Annotated in this window: 17 protein-coding genes; 10 read left to right on the forward strand and 7 right to left on the reverse strand. The window is 46.3% G+C overall.

Annotated features, from left to right (window positions below):
* Positions 1-3: 3 nt before the first annotated feature.
* Complete coding sequence (locus IRJ25_RS12475; RefSeq protein WP_269318397.1) at positions 4-2,058, reverse strand: sensor domain-containing protein; 2,055 nt, start codon at positions 2,056-2,058, stop codon at positions 4-6.
* A 155-nt stretch (positions 2,059-2,213) separates the two neighbouring features.
* Between IRJ25_RS12475 and IRJ25_RS12480 the strand changes: the two genes are divergently transcribed.
* From IRJ25_RS12480 to IRJ25_RS12490, 3 genes are all read left to right on the forward strand, one after another.
* Positions 2,214-3,416 (forward strand): ornithine--oxo-acid transaminase, encoded by a 1,203-nt coding sequence (locus IRJ25_RS12480; RefSeq protein ID WP_015880758.1) that lies wholly within the window; start codon positions 2,214-2,216, stop codon positions 3,414-3,416.
* A gap of 79 nt (positions 3,417-3,495) precedes the next feature.
* Positions 3,496-3,882, forward strand: a complete 387-nt coding sequence (gene crcB, locus IRJ25_RS12485; protein WP_078146292.1) for a fluoride efflux transporter CrcB — start codon at positions 3,496-3,498, stop codon at positions 3,880-3,882.
* Between the two features lie 10 nt (positions 3,883-3,892).
* Positions 3,893-4,225: a fluoride efflux transporter FluC gene (locus IRJ25_RS12490; RefSeq protein WP_078147891.1), complete on the forward strand. Its 333-nt coding sequence runs from the start codon at positions 3,893-3,895 to the stop codon at positions 4,223-4,225.
* 34 nt (positions 4,226-4,259) lie between these two features.
* Here IRJ25_RS12490 and yhfH read toward each other — a convergent pair whose 3' ends face one another.
* The gene (gene yhfH / locus IRJ25_RS12495) at positions 4,260-4,418 is read right to left on the reverse strand and encodes a protein YhfH (RefSeq protein ID WP_015880761.1); all 159 of its coding nucleotides are present in this window, start codon (positions 4,416-4,418) and stop codon (positions 4,260-4,262) included.
* Positions 4,419-4,567: 149 nt separating this feature from the next.
* On the opposite strand from yhfH, the gene IRJ25_RS12500 reads away from it, so the two are divergent.
* The gene (locus tag IRJ25_RS12500) at positions 4,568-4,930 is read left to right on the forward strand and encodes an ArsR/SmtB family transcription factor (protein ID WP_015880762.1); all 363 of its coding nucleotides are present in this window, start codon (positions 4,568-4,570) and stop codon (positions 4,928-4,930) included.
* A 110-nt stretch (positions 4,931-5,040) separates the two neighbouring features.
* Positions 5,041-7,083, forward strand: coding sequence for a heavy metal translocating P-type ATPase (locus IRJ25_RS12505; RefSeq protein WP_269318399.1), 2,043 nt, complete (start codon positions 5,041-5,043; stop codon positions 7,081-7,083).
* A 39-nt stretch (positions 7,084-7,122) separates the two neighbouring features.
* Here the strand turns inward: IRJ25_RS12505 and IRJ25_RS12510 are convergent, their stop codons facing one another.
* A complete protein-coding gene (locus IRJ25_RS12510) occupies positions 7,123-7,746 on the reverse strand; it encodes a hypothetical protein (protein WP_078146294.1) in 624 nt (207 codons plus the stop codon).
* Positions 7,747-7,897: 151 nt separating this feature from the next.
* Between IRJ25_RS12510 and IRJ25_RS12515 the strand changes: the two genes are divergently transcribed.
* The gene (locus IRJ25_RS12515) at positions 7,898-9,967 is read left to right on the forward strand and encodes an alpha-amylase (protein WP_264093201.1); all 2,070 of its coding nucleotides are present in this window, start codon (positions 7,898-7,900) and stop codon (positions 9,965-9,967) included.
* Between the two features lie 27 nt (positions 9,968-9,994).
* Here the strand turns inward: IRJ25_RS12515 and IRJ25_RS12520 are convergent, their stop codons facing one another.
* The 3 genes from IRJ25_RS12520 to IRJ25_RS12530 all read right to left on the reverse strand — a co-directional run bounded on the left by IRJ25_RS12520 (position 9,995) and on the right by IRJ25_RS12530 (position 14,067).
* Positions 9,995-12,601: a putative bifunctional diguanylate cyclase/phosphodiesterase gene (locus IRJ25_RS12520; RefSeq protein ID WP_269318400.1), complete on the reverse strand. Its 2,607-nt coding sequence runs from the start codon at positions 12,599-12,601 to the stop codon at positions 9,995-9,997.
* A gap of 114 nt (positions 12,602-12,715) precedes the next feature.
* Positions 12,716-13,582: a YitT family protein gene (locus IRJ25_RS12525; protein WP_015880767.1), complete on the reverse strand. Its 867-nt coding sequence runs from the start codon at positions 13,580-13,582 to the stop codon at positions 12,716-12,718.
* 77 nt (positions 13,583-13,659) lie between these two features.
* Positions 13,660-14,067, reverse strand: coding sequence for a YkvA family protein (locus IRJ25_RS12530; RefSeq protein WP_074037788.1), 408 nt, complete (start codon positions 14,065-14,067; stop codon positions 13,660-13,662).
* Positions 14,068-14,179: 112 nt separating this feature from the next.
* Between IRJ25_RS12530 and IRJ25_RS12535 the strand changes: the two genes are divergently transcribed.
* Positions 14,180-15,418 (forward strand): aminopeptidase, encoded by a 1,239-nt coding sequence (locus IRJ25_RS12535; RefSeq protein WP_208606717.1) that lies wholly within the window; start codon positions 14,180-14,182, stop codon positions 15,416-15,418.
* A gap of 40 nt (positions 15,419-15,458) precedes the next feature.
* Here IRJ25_RS12535 and IRJ25_RS12540 read toward each other — a convergent pair whose 3' ends face one another.
* Entirely contained in the window at positions 15,459-16,241 is a 783-nt protein-coding gene (locus tag IRJ25_RS12540) for an alpha/beta hydrolase (RefSeq protein ID WP_214784726.1), read from the reverse strand.
* Positions 16,242-16,355: 114 nt separating this feature from the next.
* Between IRJ25_RS12540 and IRJ25_RS12545 the strand changes: the two genes are divergently transcribed.
* The 3 genes from IRJ25_RS12545 to IRJ25_RS12555 are packed head-to-tail and all read left to right on the forward strand — an operon-like array spanning position 16,356 to position 17,585.
* Positions 16,356-16,937, forward strand: a complete 582-nt coding sequence (locus IRJ25_RS12545; RefSeq protein WP_214784729.1) for a TetR/AcrR family transcriptional regulator — start codon at positions 16,356-16,358, stop codon at positions 16,935-16,937.
* Positions 16,930-17,274, forward strand: a complete 345-nt coding sequence (locus IRJ25_RS12550) for a DMT family transporter (protein WP_074037785.1) — start codon at positions 16,930-16,932, stop codon at positions 17,272-17,274. The genes IRJ25_RS12545 and IRJ25_RS12550 overlap by 8 nt, the downstream gene beginning before the upstream one ends.
* Entirely contained in the window at positions 17,271-17,585 is a 315-nt protein-coding gene (locus IRJ25_RS12555; RefSeq protein WP_159563525.1) for a DMT family transporter, read from the forward strand. Before IRJ25_RS12550 ends, IRJ25_RS12555 begins: the two co-directional genes overlap by 4 nt.
* Positions 17,586-17,630 lie beyond the last annotated feature (45 nt).

Consider the following 17,630-nt stretch of genomic DNA (forward strand, 5'->3'; position numbering starts at 1 on the left):
GCCTCAAGCGTTCGGTGAGTTTTTTGATGATCGGAGTAATTGTTCGATTACACTTGGTGAAGCAGGTCTCGCATATAAATAGCCCTGGAAAGAATCGCAATCTGTCGACTTTAAGTGTGCCAACATCTCTTCATCTTCGACTCCCTCTGCGACGACGTGGAGATTTAAACTCTTCCCAAGATGGACGATGACATCGAGGAGATGAGATTTGGACGCCATCCAATCATCGAGAAAGACTTTATCGATTTTGAGTTCATCGACCGGGAAGGACTTCAAATACTGCAAGGACGAGAAGCCTGTTCCGAAATCGTCAATCGACAGTCGATAGTTCAAGCGCTTGATTTGTTCCATGCGTTCGATGATTTCATCAGTTTGTTGCATGACAAGACTTTCCGTGATCTCCAAAATGACGTCTGCCGGGTCGAGCTGGAGTTGTTGCTTGATGTTTCGTAACGTATTCAAAAAACTGTCGCTTCGGAATTGATTAGGCGAAATGTTGATTGCCATCGAGAGCGGTTGATCGAACTCGGTTTTCCAGGCTTTCAGTTGTTTCGTTGCCTCTAAGATGACCCAGTTGTTGATGGGAACGATGAGTGCCATCTCTTCCGCGAGCGGAATGAACTCTGAAGGCGGAATTTGTCCCAGTTCGTCGTGATGCCAACGAAGGAGTGCCTCAAAACCGATGAGCCGGTCTGTGGCGAGTTCAAACTTTGGTTGATACTCAAGATAAAAATGCTTTTCTTCAAGGGCTCGGTACATCGCCTTCTCAATATGGATTTGTCTCGAGAAAGCGGCATCCATATCTTTTGTCACAAATTGAATCGTACCGACGCCGATCTGTTTCCCTTTGAAGAGGGCACTTTCAGCACGTGTATACAGTTCCTCGAGTGAACTTGTCGAAGACGGATAAAATACGCATCCGATCGAAATCGATACCATGATGGAGTGATGGTAAATCCGGAACGGACGTTGCAGTTCGTGTTGCAGATGTCGGAGTACTTGGAACACTTCTTCTTTCGATTCCTCGAAGAACATGACACCGAACAGTCCGCCCGTAGGATGGAATAAAAGAGCGGACTCCGGAATGAGATGCAGTGCGCGCTCTTTGATTTGGATGAGAAGTTCGTTCCCAACGCGAGACCCGAATGACTCATTGATAATTTTGAAGCGGTCGATATCAAACAAGGCAATATGAAGGAGACCTTCTCGCTCATCGATTTGTCGAAGGATTGAGTCGTAGCGACGTAAAAACCCTTTTTTATTATAAAGTCCGGTCAACTCATTTTGATAAGCGAGGAACTGGACTTCTTTTTCAAGACGCTTCTTTTCCGAGACATCAAATCCGAATGCGGTATATTGAATCACTTCATTCTTCTCACTAACAATCGGTACGACGGTCAAGTTAAGCCAACACGGCTCTGACTCATGTTGCTTACAGGAGATCGGCATCTCACCGTTCCAAATCCGATTGGTCGCCAGTGATTTTAAAACGTTACGCGAAATCCCGTCTTGTTCACTTGAATCATGAATGAGTTCGAACCATTCGCGTCCGATTAGCTGTTGCTCCGTCGCATCGAGTAGACGGCATAACGAAGGATTGATGTCTACAATCTCGCCTTTCGCATTTGTCGCCAAGTAATGTGTGGACTGTTTGATCATCTCTTGAAAATGATGAAGTAGATTGAACTGTTCTGTACTGATGAGCGGTCCAAATCCTTTTGGGAGAAACGCTAAAAAATAACCATAGATCCCTTCGAGCGAAAAAGATTGCAGGTAGGCAGTCGCATAGATGACGGAGCCATCTTTATGTTGAAACGGCGTCATCGCCGTTGTCGAGAATGGATATTGAAGGAGGAGCGGAGACCATGTTTCGAGAGCATGATCTAATTGCCGGACGATCGGCAGCGGTTGATGGAGGACTTCGTCACGTTCCCAGCCGAATAAAACTTCGGCATGCGTATTCCATAATAGGACCGTACCATCTTGAGAAATATAACAACACGGAACAGATAAAGCATCGATGAATTCATCTACTGGTAAATCACGCAATGAAGCCACATCATTTCCTCCAATCTGTCATGCTAAATGCATATTCTAATGTCAGTGTACCTGATTTTGCCAATTCAAGGAATGCTTAAGTTCGTCATTGTCAAAAGAAAGAGGGACGTCATATACTGAAAGAGTAAGATAGTTTTGAATAAGGGGGAAACAATATGTCAAAAACACATGATGTGATTGAATTGACAGAGAAGTTCGGGGCACATAACTATCATCCACTACCGATTGTTATTTCGGAGGCGAAAGGGATTTGGGTAACCGATCCTGAGGGGAATCGCTACATGGATATGTTAAGTGCATACTCTGCTGTCAATCAGGGACACTGTCATCCAAAGATCATCCAAGCGCTTAAAGATCAAGCGGATAAGATCACGTTGACGTCGCGCGCCTTTTATAACGATCAACTCGGACGTTTTTACGACAAAGTGGTAACGCTTACAAAGAAACAGATGGTGTTACCGATGAACACGGGTGCAGAAGCGGTCGAGACGGCCGTGAAGACAGCACGTCGTTGGGCATATGACGTGAAGGGCATTCCGGGACAAGCGGAAATCATCGTCTGCTCAGGAAACTTCCATGGACGGACGATGGCTGCTGTGTCGATGTCGACAGAAGCGGAATATCAGCGTGGATTCGGACCATTATTGCCAGGGTTCAAAGTTGTGCCATACGGTGATATCGACGCGTTCGAAGCGGCGATCACAGAGAATACAGCTGCGTTCATCGTTGAACCGATTCAAGGGGAAGCTGGAATCATCATTCCGCCGGCTGGTTATTTGAAGCGGGCATCTGAGCTCTGTAAAGAACATAATGTCCTCTTCGTCGCAGATGAAATTCAGTCTGGACTTGGTCGTTCTGGAAAGTGGTTTGCCATCGAGTGGGAAGACGTCACACCGGATATGTATATTCTCGGAAAAGCACTCGGAGGCGGAGTCTTCCCAATCTCATGTGTTGCAGCTGATCAGGAGATTCTTTCGGTCTTCAACCCAGGCTCGCACGGGTCGACGTTTGGTGGAAACCCGCTTGCTTCGGCTGTCTCCGTCGCGGCTCTTGAAGTGTTAGAAGAAGAAAACCTACCGGAACGTTCGCTAGAACTCGGGACGTACTTCATGGATCGCTTGAAGTCGATCGACAATCCGATGATTCGTGACGTTCGCGGACGTGGACTCTTTATCGGCATTGAGTTGACGGAGTCGGCTCGTCCTTATTGTGAGGCGCTAAAAGAGCGGGGACTTCTCTGTAAAGAAACACATGAAACCGTGATTCGATTGGCACCACCGCTTGTGATCACGAAAGAAGAACTCGACCAAGCATTCGAAGCAATCGAAGCCGTATTGGCTCCCGCAGCTATTTCGTAAGAAGCGTCAGCTTGGTATAATGAAGTCAGTTCAATCGACACCTGCCTAGCAGGTGTCTTTTTCGTGGAGGAGGAGTTGGATGATTTACATATATGTCGGATTGGCAGGGGCGGTCGGTGCTTTGGCACGCTATGGCCTTGGTATGATGATCGATTCGATTGGACCGAGCGCATTCCCGGTTTCGACATTGCTCATCAATCTCAGCGGTAGTTTTTTATTAGGGTGGTTGACTCACATGTTTCTTCGAACGGGTAAACTTTCTCCTCAATTCGTCACGATTGTGGGGACTGGAATGATTGGTTCCTTCACTACATTCTCCACGTTTAGCGTTGAAACGATTCGATTATTAGACGAAAGTCGGATAGGGTTGGCGCTTCTATACGTCTTTTTGAGTATCACGCTTGGACTCGGGAGCTCATGGCTTGGTTATCGTGTCGGCGTGAGACGAAAAGGTGAGGTGAAATAGAGTGACAATCATGTGGATTGCGACAGGTGCCTTTTTTGGTGCGATGTGTCGTTTTGCTATCGGTCAACTGATGAAACGGTGGTCTGATTCCACCTTTCCATTTGCAACATTATTCGTCAATGTGTCGGGTTCGTTTGCTCTTGGGTATTTATATGCCCACACGAGCCATCCGTCGCTCCTTCTCTTTTTAGGGATTGGATTTTTAGGGTCGTTTACGACGTTTTCGACTTTGAAACTTGAATTGATGCGGTTTGCGACAAAAGACTGGATTCGATTCGGACTTTATCTCCTTGCGACATATCTGTTTGGAATACTGGCTGCTTATATCGGCTGGTCAATCTAAAACAACGCCCCTTCCATCTCGAAGGGGCGTTGTTTTATTCTGCAAGTTGAAGCTTCTCGGTACATGAAGCACAAGTCGTTTCGTATGACTCGCACTGTTCATCCATATGCTTCCCGCATTCCTGGCACGTTTTGTCCGGTAGTTTTTGATAAAACTCGACAGATGATTCGAGTCGGCTCGCCCATTCATTCATATGAAAATGCCTCCTTCGTAGATGTGTCACAGTATTGGTTGTTGTCATGATTGTATTATAACAGATGACATTAAGTCAACCATAATATATAACAGATATATTCAGGATTTTTTGCTACACTATACACATCAAAAGACGAGGTGAAAAAAATGAAAGTGCCACAGTGTGAAACGATTGGAATTCAATCAGAGGACGTTCCAACGCTACAAACCGCCTTGGCGCAATTAGATGCGCCTCGAGTCAGTCGTTTGTTTAAAGCGTTCGCTGATCCGACCCGTCTAAAAGTGCTGTATGTGTTGACGCTCGAACATGAACTATGTGTATGCGATGTGGCGGCCGTTATCGGTCACTCTAACGCGACCGCATCTCACCATTTACGGACATTACTCGAACAAGGGTTGGTAAAGTATCGTAAAGAAGGGAAAGTCGTTTATTATTCATTGGATGATGAGCATGTGAGACAGCTCGTTGAAATTGCATTGACACACAGTGAAGAACAAAAAGACGTTTAAGTTCAATGACCGTCTCCATTCGAGGGGCGGTCATTTTTTTGGTACTTGTCTTCGATTAAAATTCACGTTACGATATATTCAAATAAACGTTTGAATGTTAGGGGGATATGATGAGAAATCGAGACGTACTACCTGTGTCCGGTATTACCTGTACGAATTGTGCAGCTAAGATTGAGCGAGATGTATCGAAACGTGAAGAAGTCGCATCTTGTCAAATTGATTTTGCGACGAGTCGTATGGTGATTGAATGGGTGGACCCGTCGAACCGTGACAAGATGCTTCAGTCAATTGAGCAGACGATGGGGCGGATTGAACCGGGAGCGAAGTTTGTAAAACAAGATGATGATCAAACCGAAGGACGAGATTGGACGCTTTGGAGATTTCTCACAGCCGCTCTTATTTTTTCGATGGCCATTTGGACAGATTCGACTTTAGGATTCATTGCGGCATATTCACTTGCTGGCTACGACGTCGTATACGGTGCGGTCCGGAACGTATGGAACCGGGAATGGTTTGACGAGAAATTTTTAATGACCATTGCGACAATCGGGGCATTCGCCATTTCAGAATACCCGGAAGCGGTAGCAGTCATGCTGTTTTATCAGCTCGGTGAATACGTGCAAGGACGGGCGGTACGCGCCTCCCGAAAATCGATTCAGTCCTTGTTGAATATGAAACCGACCAGAGCGCGTGTACTCGAGGCGGGTCAGGAAATGGAACGATTGCCGGAAGAAGTAACGGTCGGGTCACACCTCGTCATTCGTTCAGGAGAACTAGTCCCGATGGACGGATTCGTCGTGAGTGGAGCGAGCTCTTTAAATACGTCGTCATTGACTGGTGAATCCGTTCCAAGGCAAGTTAGCGCGGGCGAGGAAGTGTTGGCAGGTATGGTCAATATCGAAGGGCGTCTCATAGTTGAAACGACAAAGCTCGCGGCTGAATCAAGCCTTCAAAAAATGATTGCTCTCGTCGAAGAGGCGAATGGAAAGAAAGCAAAAACGGAACAAATGATCACGCGCTTGGCAAAAGTCTATACACCGATTGTGGTAGTCATGGCGACACTTGTCGCATTCGTTCCACCCTTGTTTGTAGGGGACTTGAATGAATGGATTTACCGGGCCTTGATTTTTCTCGTCATCAGTTGCCCTTGTGCACTTGTGATTTCAATCCCGTTAGGTTATTTCGGGGGGATCGGTTCTGGATCGAAACAAGGGATTCTTGTAAAGGGTGGCGAGTTCCTTGATACATTGACTGAAGTGGATGCAGTGGTCTTCGATAAAACAGGAACATTGACGACCGGGCGATTTGAAGTGACCGATATCGTGACGACAGACGGCATCACTAGCGATGAACTGTTACGGTTAGCTGCCCGTGTCGAACAAGCATCCAATCATCCTCTTGCGCAAGCAATCGTCCGTCGTGCCGGGGAGGTTCAATCGTTTGATTCGATTCAAGAGGAGCCGGGATATGGTCTCCGTGCACGAGATGGTGACGATGAGGTGTATGTAGGGAGTGCCCGTTACATGGAACGGTTAGGTCAAGTGATTGAAGATTCATCAATCGGGACGAATGTACACGTGATGAAGAATAATCGTTGGCTTGGACGAATCGAACTGATGGATACGGTAAAGCCGGATGCGATGGCTGCAATCGAACAATTGAAACGAATCGGAATCCAGACGGTCATGCTATCTGGAGATCGTCGAGAAGTCGCTACAAAAATTGGCAAGCAACTCGGATTGGATGAAGTACGAGGGGAGTTGCTTCCGCACGAGAAAGTGGAGGCAATCGAACGGATGGTCGGAACGCGTAAAGTTGCTTTTGTCGGGGATGGTATGAATGATGCGGCGGCTTTGGCCCGGGCAGACGTCGGTCTCGTCATGGGTGGCGTTGGAAGCGATACAGCAGTCACGGCGGCGGACGTGGTATTGATGCATGATGCGCCAACAGATGTCATTCGGGCCATTGAGCTAGGCAAACGAACGAAGCGCGTCGTCTGGCAAAATATTTTCCTTGCCTTTGGAATCAAAGCACTTGTCATGCTTTTAGGATTGTTCGGCATCGCAACGATGTGGGAAGCGGTATTTGCGGACGTGGGAGTGGCGCTTCTTGCCATCGCGAACGCGACGCGGTTACTTCGTATGACATCATGAAAGAAGTGTCTCGGTTTTGTACCTGAGACACTTCTTTTTTTATTCGATTCTGTCGTGATGCGTTTTAATGCGCAACAACATAAAGGTGAGGATGACAATAATAGCAAGAAGTAAAAAAGTGATGGTGAAAAGGACTTGTGTCAAGAAAGATACTTGATTCTCTGCCGCAATCAACTCTTTATGAATGTCTTTGTATTGCATTTGTTTGAGAGACCGTAAATCTTCTAAAATCGTTTGCCGAAGTTCTGTCATCGTTTCTGCGACAGCCGTCGCTTTCACTAAGTCGCCTTCTTCATAGATGACGAGAACGCGGTCGGCTTCCTTTTCCCAAATGGCATCTCGTTCGAGTAAATCGAGGACAGAGCTCGGTGTGTCCGGGTCATCGATGATGGATTGTTTAAGGTCTTTGGCTTGTCGAGACATGCTATAGTACATCTCTAAAAAGTGTCGGTCTTCATATGCGAGTAATCCACGGATGGCATTTGCCCGTTCGACGTTATAATACATCACGTCTTCAATCGATTCATAGGAGTCGAGTTGTTCGCCTTGAATGGTTTCGAGACGCTCATTTGTTTCTTTCAATTGAAAAATAAAAATAAAAATAATCGAAATAGATAAGATTGATAAACTGATCCATAATAAAATCCATTTTCGTTGTGACATCGTGACCCTCCTTTCTTCTACATCGTACATGATTTTGTAAAAAACGACAGAAAATATTTTTTTGAAAAAGGAAAAAACGGGGAAATGTATAATCATTAAGAGTAGTGTCTCTTGATGAGAGAAGACAATTAGATGCATAAGGAGAGTCAATATGTCAGAGAACTCGACGTTACACAAGCTGTGCCAGGTTTTACGAAACAAGCGAACCAATCTTACCTATGAGATTCCGAGTCTTTGGAATCGTATGCGTTTCCATTCCGAGCCGGTTCGAGATGGGGTGGAACGTGTCAATCCATATGATTTCTTGTTGGAAACGATTGAAAAAACGATTTTCCCGTATGCACATGAAAGTCGCGACTATCGTACTTCCATTGCGCTTGCAGACGGACATTTACAAACCGGGGGGGATTGGATCAAACGGGCATCGGTCTACTCCATGCAAGTTCGTACATCGACCTCATGGGACCATGACGGGTCGGGTTACGTTGAAAGGGAGAATTCAGTGGGAATGAAAGACACAGGCACTTTTTTGAAAGCGCTTGCATTGATTCCACATCTTCTCTATATGGGGATCGATACATTATTCCTCTTGCCGATTTCGCAACACAGCCATAAAAACAAGAAGGGTGAATTCGGTTCTCCTTATGCCGTGCAAGACTTTTTCGCAATCGATGAAGAGTTGAAGGAAACGTTAACTGGTGACGAGATGACGGTCGAAGAAGAATTTGCCGCATTCGTGGAGGCCTGTCACATGGTAGGGATTCGTGTCGTCATCGATGTCATCCCGCGGACGTGTGCCCGAGATAACCGTCTCATCTTAGAAAACCCGGAATGGTTTTACTGGATTCCCTTGACGGAAGTCGATTACTATCATCCGCCATATGTTCCGGGCATTGGGGAGAACGTCAAACCGGAATTTGCTTTCTTGCCGATGGTGTATAACTCAGAAGACGTATGGCAACACTTGCGACGGTTTTCCATGGCACCGAACTTGATTGATGCGGAGAAGTGGGATCGTGTTCGTAACACGTTGCTCGAGCATCCAGAAGAAAACGTATTGGCGATGATTGAACGAGAGTTCGGCTTGACAACTGCACCTGCTTTCTCGGATTGTATCAATGACCCGCAACCACCATGGTCAGACGTAACCTATTTCCGACTTTTCTTAGACCATCCGCTTGCAGCGGCACCTTATGTGAACGATGCGAACATTGCACCTTATATCCTGTTTGACTCGATCAAATCCAATCAATTCCGAGGAAATGAGATCAATGAACCCCTTTGGGAGATGCTCGCTGATATCATTCCTCACTATCAACGGGAATACGGTATAGATGGAGCGCGTATTGATATGGGTCATGCCCTTCCGGTCGATTTAGCACAACGAATTTTGGAACAACCGCGTGCCATCGATTCGAATTTCAGCTTTATCGCTGAAGAACTCATCGAGTCCGGAGCCTGGGCGGCGAAGGACGCTGGCTATAATATGATTATCGGATATGGTTTTTATAAAGAACCGCGATTCAAGACGCATGAAACCCATCAATTCTTATACGATTCACGCTTTTTACCTCTTCCGGTATTTGCAGCAGGTGAAACGGCAGATACGCGACGACTCGCGACACGGGAAGGCGGACGAAAAGCAAGCCGTTTGTTGACGGTGTTGAACGGATTTATGCCTAATGGGGTTCCGATGACGAACTCGGGGCTCGAATTGTATGAGACACAACCGATGAACACTGGACTCGATTGTCGACCGGAAGAGGCGTATCAACTCTTCCCGACGGATCCTTATTTTGGCAAGCTTGCGTTTTTTGATGCGTATCAGTTTCATTGGGATCATCCAGAACGGGATGAAATGATTGAAGTGATGCATCAAGTGGCTGAAATTCGACGTCGATGGTTAGATGTGCTCGTGGATCCGAATCACTTTGAACCGCTCGTTTTAAATGAGCCGTTCGCCCCGTTCATTGGATTCGCTTGGTTACGACCGGAAACGAATGATACGTTGCTCATCGTAGCGAATACGAACATGGTAGATGCGCTACGAGGAGTTGTCACGCTTGATGGGGTGAGACGTCGAAATTGGAATGCGAGTCGTTTTGCGGAGATGGTCTATTCACCTGATTCGTGGCCGTATGCGGAGCATTCGTTTGATGACAATTGGAATCTCGTGGTCGATTTGAAACCGGGAGAAGTCAAAGTGTACGAGATGAGATGAAAAAACGCCTTGAACCGAATAACCGGTTCAAGGCGTTGTGTGTTTCATATAGTAAATGACAAATTCATCGAGCGGCATCGGTTTCGCATAGCGATATCCTTGCATGGAGTCACAACCGATTTTACGAAGGAACGTCTCCTGGTACTCGGTTTCGACGCCTTCGGCAACGAGTGCCATACCGAGTTGGCGTGCCATGGCGACAATGGTCGTCGTGACCATTTGATATTCGCGATTCTCTTCAAGCTGCATCGTGAACTCACGAGGAATTTTCAGTTCATCGATTGGATAACGGACGAGATATGCGAGTGAACTGTACCCTGTCCCGAAATCATCGATAGACAGCTTGATGCCGAGTGCTTTTAACTCTAAAATGCGATTTAATACACGATCCGAATGATGTGCGGCCACGGTTTCTGTCAACTCAAAATTAAGGCGTGACGGTTCAATCGGGAACCGCTCGAACAATGTTTTCAAGTAATCAATCAAGTGTTCATCAAACAACTGACGGACGGATAAGTTGACCGATAGTTTCGGTAAATGGATGTCGCCTTGTTCAAATACGTGAATCAATTGGAATGTCTCATGAATCATCCAACGACCTAAATCCTGAATATGTCCCGTTTCTTCAGCAATCGGAATGAACTGGCTTGGTGGAATGAACGCACCGTTATGTTGCCAGCGCATGAGCGCCTCTGCTCCGATGATTGCTTTCGTCGAGGCATCCACTTGAGGCTGAAGGAAAAGGGAAATCTCGCCTTTTTCAAGTGCGGTTTCAAGCCCTTCCATCAACACTTTCCGCTCTTCTTTGTCCTCCCGTAACTCTGGTTCGAACATGACGGTTTCGTCACGACCTTTGTCTTTCGCGCGATACATCGCCAAATCGGCATTCGAGAGCAAGTGCTTTAATTTTTTCCCATGCTCCGGGAAACGGACAATCCCGATCGAGGCATGGACTTCGACGAGTGTCCCGGCCATATAATACGGGGGACGATAGACAAGCCGCCGCAATCGTTCCGTCAACATCTCATCGTCTCCATGTTCCGCGACGACGATAAACTCATCGCCCCCGAGTCGCCCGGCATATTCGTTCGGCAAGAGTGCAGTCCGCAGCCGTTTTCCGATATGTTGTAATAACTGGTCACCCATATGATGACCGAATTGATCATTGATTTCTTTAAATCCATCCAAATCGGAAAACATCAATGTGAACGTACGCCCTTCCTCGATCAAGCGTTCGATTTGCTCTTGAAGTGCGTAGCGGTTATGGAGACCGGTCAAACTATCGAATTTAGCTTGATACAGAATTTGTTCTTGTTGCTCGATCATCTGGGTGATGTCTTTAGCGATAGCGTAGATGCCCTCGACTTCTCCCTCGATGATCATTGGGACGTTGACCAATTGCCAGACGCGTGTTTCCCCTTCGTCGGTCATCACACGCACATCGATTGTTCGGGGACGACCGTTCGTCAACTCTTGAAGAATGATGGTATAAGGTGCACGGTCTTTCGATTCAATGATGTCTAAGATGTTCGAGCCGAGTAGTGTTTCGGTTGTCAGTCCTAAGATAGAGCTGCCGGCCTCGTTGACAGATAACACTTCGCCATGCAAGTCGAATAAGAATATCGGTTCTGAATGGTAGGCAAAAAGCGAACGGTATTGCTGTTCACGGATTTCTAATTCATGTGCCTTGGTCGACACGGCAACTTCCAAATCTGTGTTGACGGAATGCAAGCGATGACTGATGAGTGCGTTCTGTTTGGAGACGACAAACTGACGAATGAGCAACAAGAGAACAGCATTTGCAATCATCGAGTCCATTACGGATGTTCCAAGAAGGCGATCGGAAGCGAGTAAAAACATCATGACGACCACACTATACAGCACATAATCGACAATGGAATCGTAGGCAAGTGCATCTTCCGATACATCATCGACCCAGTAGCTAATCGAGATGGTCAAGATACTACTGACTTGCAACAGATGAATCAATTCATGTGTAATTCCGGAAAAGACAACCAACGTGTTTGCAATCGAAGCGATCGTGAATCCAAGAATTCCGACGAGCAATAAAATCCGGAACTGTTGCCCGCCTGAGACGACTCGATTTAAGTAGAGGAATGCCAGCATCATATAGAGGCTAATGAGTAACATTTGCTCTTCGAATCCGCTCAACTGTGACACGAGTGAGACGTCTTGCGTTGAAAAGAACCAAATATGAAGACCACCAATCAAAAGGAAACTGAACAGGGCGAATAAATCGAACGTGCGTAGTTTCAAAGTACGAAACTCAATCGATTGCGTGATGACGATTAAAGCCATGATTAAATAAAAGAAATTTTGGAGGAACAACAAGGACTGCATATTGTCGTTGATTGAATGATAGTGCATCAGTAAGTACAGCGTGAAGCATACATTTCCTGCACTAATCAAAATATGGATAAAACGCCGCATACCTCTATGTTTAAAGATAGCTACTCCGCTAAAGCCAATCGCTGCCCCTGATATGACGAGATAATAGATGAACAACGTGATCTGTAGTAAGTCGAGCGGGGTCAAAAATAAAAATAAAAGTCCGGTAGAAAAAGTTCCGATGAGAATCGCCGGAACGTATTGGCGCAACGAGTAAACAGACAACTCATGCACCTCCTTCTTTATATGTATGGGGCTCTTATTTATTATCGGAACAGGAGAACGAAGATTACACAAAAAAATCGACAACAATCTATATTGTTGTCGAAAATTTTAGATTTACAGTGTATAGGAGTGTTCTTTAAAGTTTCCGACGACTGAATCGATTTCAGACACAGTGACAAACGCCTCAGAATCGATTTCAGACACGATTTGACGAAGGCGTGGGATTTCATTGTTCTGGACGACGACGTACAGCATTTTTTTCGAATCGTTCGAATATCCGCCTGTCGCATCCATGATGGTGACGCCCCGTTTCAAATTCTGCTTGATGACCAAATTGATTTCGTCTGCTTTTTGACAAATGATGAAGCATTGCTTTTGGGCAGCGAAGAATTTATGAATCGTAAGCAACGTACGGGATCTGACGAAGCTTAACACAAGCGCGTACATGACAGCTTTGATGTCAAAGACGATGAAGACTAACACATAGACGATGATGTCTTGTGTCAGAAAAATTTTAGGCAACGACAAGTTTCGATTATTCATATAGATGACTTTCCCTAGAATGTCGAGTCCACCGGTGGAAGCTCCTGCAAAGAGGAGAAGTGCGAGTCCAAGCCCTGAAACGATTCCGCTGAACACCGAAGCGACGAGCGGATCATCGAGTGGGGTCGGGGGAATCAAGACTGGCAAACTATCGATGAGGATAGAGGAAAGTACGACGACAATTCCTGTCATCAAGATAAATCGACGTCCCAAATATTTTAGTCCCAATAAAAAGAGTGGGATATTAAGCACGAGCTGTGTCAAACCGATGGGGGTTCCAAACAGTTCATTCGTAATCAACGTGATTCCAACGATTCCCCCAGAACCGATTTCATTTGGTTTGAGCAGTAAGCTGACAAAGACAGACTGAAGGATTGTCCCGGCAATGATGAACAGTACCGTTTCAAGGGCAACCCGTTTTCGAGATTTTGCATACATAGATAATGGCTAGGCCTGACGCCTCCTTTTTGTAAGTCTTCTGCAAGCGTACTGCTACTTTTACGTCATTTCAAGTCTCACATGTCATTATGGAATCGATCGATATCACTCGCTAATTGCTCATGTACGTAATCGATGACTTGAGCATCATCAAAAAGTCCGAGTGGGACATCGTCTGGAATCGCATCGAATGGGGAGACGAAGTATAGGATGGCCGCGACAAGTTCCTCTTGTTTATCGGGTTGCATCTCAAATTGTTCATTGTAAAGCGCGCGTAACATATTCAGCATTTGTTTCATCTGGAAGTAAAGTGTCAGTTCTTCTTCACGCTCGATGTTACTGATTTCATTGGATGCCACATCGACTGTGACTTTTGCGAGTGCGCGTTCACCTTGAACGAGCAAGTCGCCCAATTGTTCTCGGTCGCGGATGTCTTCTTTCGCTTGTTTTAAAAAATGTGTGTATGTTGTTTTCCAATCTGCCATTTGGATTCCTCCTTCTTTCTTCATCTACTAATATGCCCGTTTTTGCGCATTGGTTGCAACTTTTCCTGAAATTTAAGAAAATAAAGATAACTGAAAAGGAGGAACGATACATATGTCTAAGATTTCGATGCCGACAGAGGCAGATTTCGCACGCTATGCAGAATTAGCTGTGAAAAAAGGTGTGAACATTCAACCTGGTCAACAATTAGAAGTACGTGCTGACATCAGTCAGGCACCACTCGTCCGTCACGTGGTGAAGGCTGCTTATGCGGCCGGAGCGAAGCAAGTGTTCGTCAACTGGAGCGACGAAGAAACAGGGAAAATCCGTTATTTCAATGCACCAGCGGATTCGTTCAAAGAGTTTCCAGATTGGTTGAAGGCTCGTTTTGAGCAATTGGCTGAAGAGAAGACGGCATTCTTGTCAATCGTCAGTGATGACCCGGATGCATTGAATGGTGTGGAATCGTCACGCATTTCGGATGCAAACCGTGCAGCAGGACAAGCGCTTGCGAAGTGGCGTCAATATGTGATGAGCGACAATGTGAGCTGGTCAATCGTCGCAGGTGCGTCAGAAGCGTGGGCACAAAAAGTATTCCCGGGACGTGATGATGCGGTTGCAGCATTATGGCAAGCCATCTTCGCAGCAACGCGGATGGATCAAGAAGATGTTGTCGCGGCATGGGATACACACGATCAATCACTTCGTAGCCGTGCGAAGCTGTTGACAGAGAAGAAATATGCGAAGCTTCATTACAAAGCGCCAGGTACGGAACTGACGATTGGACTTCCGAAAAAACACGTCTTCCTTGGCGGTGGCGGTCCGAACGTCGATGGCATCGACTTTATCGCAAACATGCCGACGGAAGAGGTCTTCACGCTCGCAGATAAAGATTCTGTGGAAGGTTACGTATCGAGTACAAAACCACTCAGCTACAGCGGGAACTTGATTGATGAGTTCACTCTTTGGTTTGAAGGTGGGAAAGTCGTCAAAGCGGAGGCGAAAAAAGGGCAAGCGGCTCTCGATGAATTGTTGAATATGGATGAGGGTGCGCGTCGTATCGGTGAAGTAGCGCTCGTTCCGGATGATTCTCCAATCTCGAACTCTGGTCTTCTCTTCTATAATACGTTGTTTGATGAGAATGCATCGTGTCACTTGGCGCTCGGACGTGCGTACTCGACATGTCTCGAAGGGGGTCCTTCGATGTCACAAGAAGAGCTCGCGGCGAACGGGGCGAACGACTCGATGACACACGTTGACTTCATGATCGGGTCAGCCGAAATGAATATCGATGGTGAACGGGAAGACGGGACGCGTGAAGCAATCATGCGTGACGGGAACTGGGTCATCTAAACAAAAGAGCGAATTCCGAAAGTTACGGAATTCGCTCTTTTTACGTGCAATCGTATAGATAGCGCAGTGCGTGAGGCAAGCGGCGACGCCAGGCCGATTCGTTGTGAATCGCATTTGGTTCGACCTCATATCGGAAGGCGATTCCTTTCTGCGCGATGACGTCAATCAGTTTCGCATTCGTGAATAGGTAGTCGCTTGGAGTGATAGGCCCGCTCTCTTCATTTGTGCCAATGTCCATATATAGTTTACCGGCGAACTCAGCATGTTTCATTTCTCGGATCAATGGATCAAGATTGGCCCATGCCGCAGTGGAGAGGGAACCAACTCGTCGAATAGAAGGATAGGTCGCCATCATGTATAGAGAGATGACACCTCCCATCGAGCTCCCCATGACCCCGACATCTTCTGGGTCAGTAGCGTACTCGTTGTCAATTCGTGGTTTTAATTCGTTCATGAGCCAATCTGTATACATACGGCCTTGGCCACCGAGTGTTGGACGAGTTCTTGCCAATTCGGGTCCGATCCGTCGATACAGCATCTCATCTTCCTCATATGAATACTCATCATAACGGTCCAGCCAGTTCGGGGCGCTCGCGATGGCGACGACCATGAGCGGGAGTCGTAGTAGATCGATGCAACGATCGATTTCCCAACCTTCTCCATATGTAGCAGTGTTTCCAGAAAACACATTTTGTCCATCATGCATATACAGGACGGGAAGCGGGGTGCTGACGTCGACCCAGTCTGGTCGAAATACGCGGACAATCCGCTTTTGACCACGTACCTTCTCCGTCGGAATCGACACGTTCAATTGTTCAATCATCTTTCGTCACCTCCTTCTACTTGTATTGTGGAGAATCATGAACCAAAATACAATCGCCTGACTTGACTACCTACCGTTCGTTAGGTAAAGTGTGAGGCAAGGAGAGTGAATGACGTGAATACAAAAGATAAAATCATGCAGTCTGCTCGAACACGCTTCGCACGGAATGGTTACGAAGGGTTGTCACTAGCGGCAGTGGCGGAAGATGTAGGGATTCGCAAGGCTTCTTTATATGCCCATATCGATGGGAAGGAACAACTGTTCAAACAAGTCGTGTCAGATATGGCGAATCGTTACGAAGAAGTATGGCAGACAACTTGTGACGATACGGCTGGACGACCACCTTTAGAACGAATCGATTCGATTGTCAACACACTCACGTCATTCTTTAGTGATCATGAGACTTGGATGTTGACGAAACGAATGTTACTAGTACCTCCTCCGGAGTTTCGAGAGTATATCGAGGAAGTCATCGGTACGGTCGAAACCAAGTTAAAACGATTTGAGAAAGAGCAATTTCGACTGGCGATGGAACGTGGCGATTTACCGGTACAATCGCTCGATGAACTATATGCTGCCTACTATTGCTTTTTAGATGGCGCCTTACTATCGTTATTCACATTTGAAGAGGATCGGAATATGAGACAACAAGCTGCGTTTCGAATTTTCAAGAAAGGAGTGGGTTGGGATGAGTAAAGAGAAGAGTGCATGGATCTCCCTCCTGTTTGCAGGACTACTCGAAATCGTCTGGGCGACCACGATGAAGTTGTCTGAAGGCTTCACGATTCTAGGTCCGACATTGTGGACAATCGTGTTATTGATTCTCAGTTTCGGATTATTGGCGAAAGCGTTTCGGACGCTGCCTGCCGGTACGGGGTACGCTGTTTTTACAGGAATCGGTGCGGTCGGCACAGTCATAGTTGGCGCCTTCTTGTTTGACGAGGGGCTTAGTGGATGGAAACTAATACTTGTGGCGACGTTGATTATCGGCATCATCGGATTGAAGCAAGTGACAGGAGGGGAAGAAGCATGAGTTGGGTTTATCTGATTGGAGCGGGAATTGCTGAAATGACAGCCGTTTTCTTTATGGGGAAATCGAAAGGATACCAGATTTTAAAGTGGTCGATTGCATCAATTTTATCGTTTGCGCTCAGCTTCTATTGGTTATCAAAATCACTTGAGGTCATTCCTCTTAGTCTTGCCTATTCCATCTGGGTAGGCATCGGCGCGGCCGGCGGTGTCATTTTAGGGATGCTCTATTTGAACGAATCGAAAAATCGTTGGCGTATCTTCTTTTTGTTGATGATTATTAGTAGTGTAATCGGTTTAAAAATTGTCTCGTAAAGGATTGAAATGTGCTGAAAACGGGAATTTATTACTTCAGATTAT

The sequence above is a fragment of the Exiguobacterium sp. KJ 601 genome (assembly GCF_027161185.1).
In the GTDB taxonomy this organism is placed as follows: Bacteria; Bacillota; Bacilli; order Exiguobacteriales; family Exiguobacteriaceae; genus Exiguobacterium; species Exiguobacterium profundum.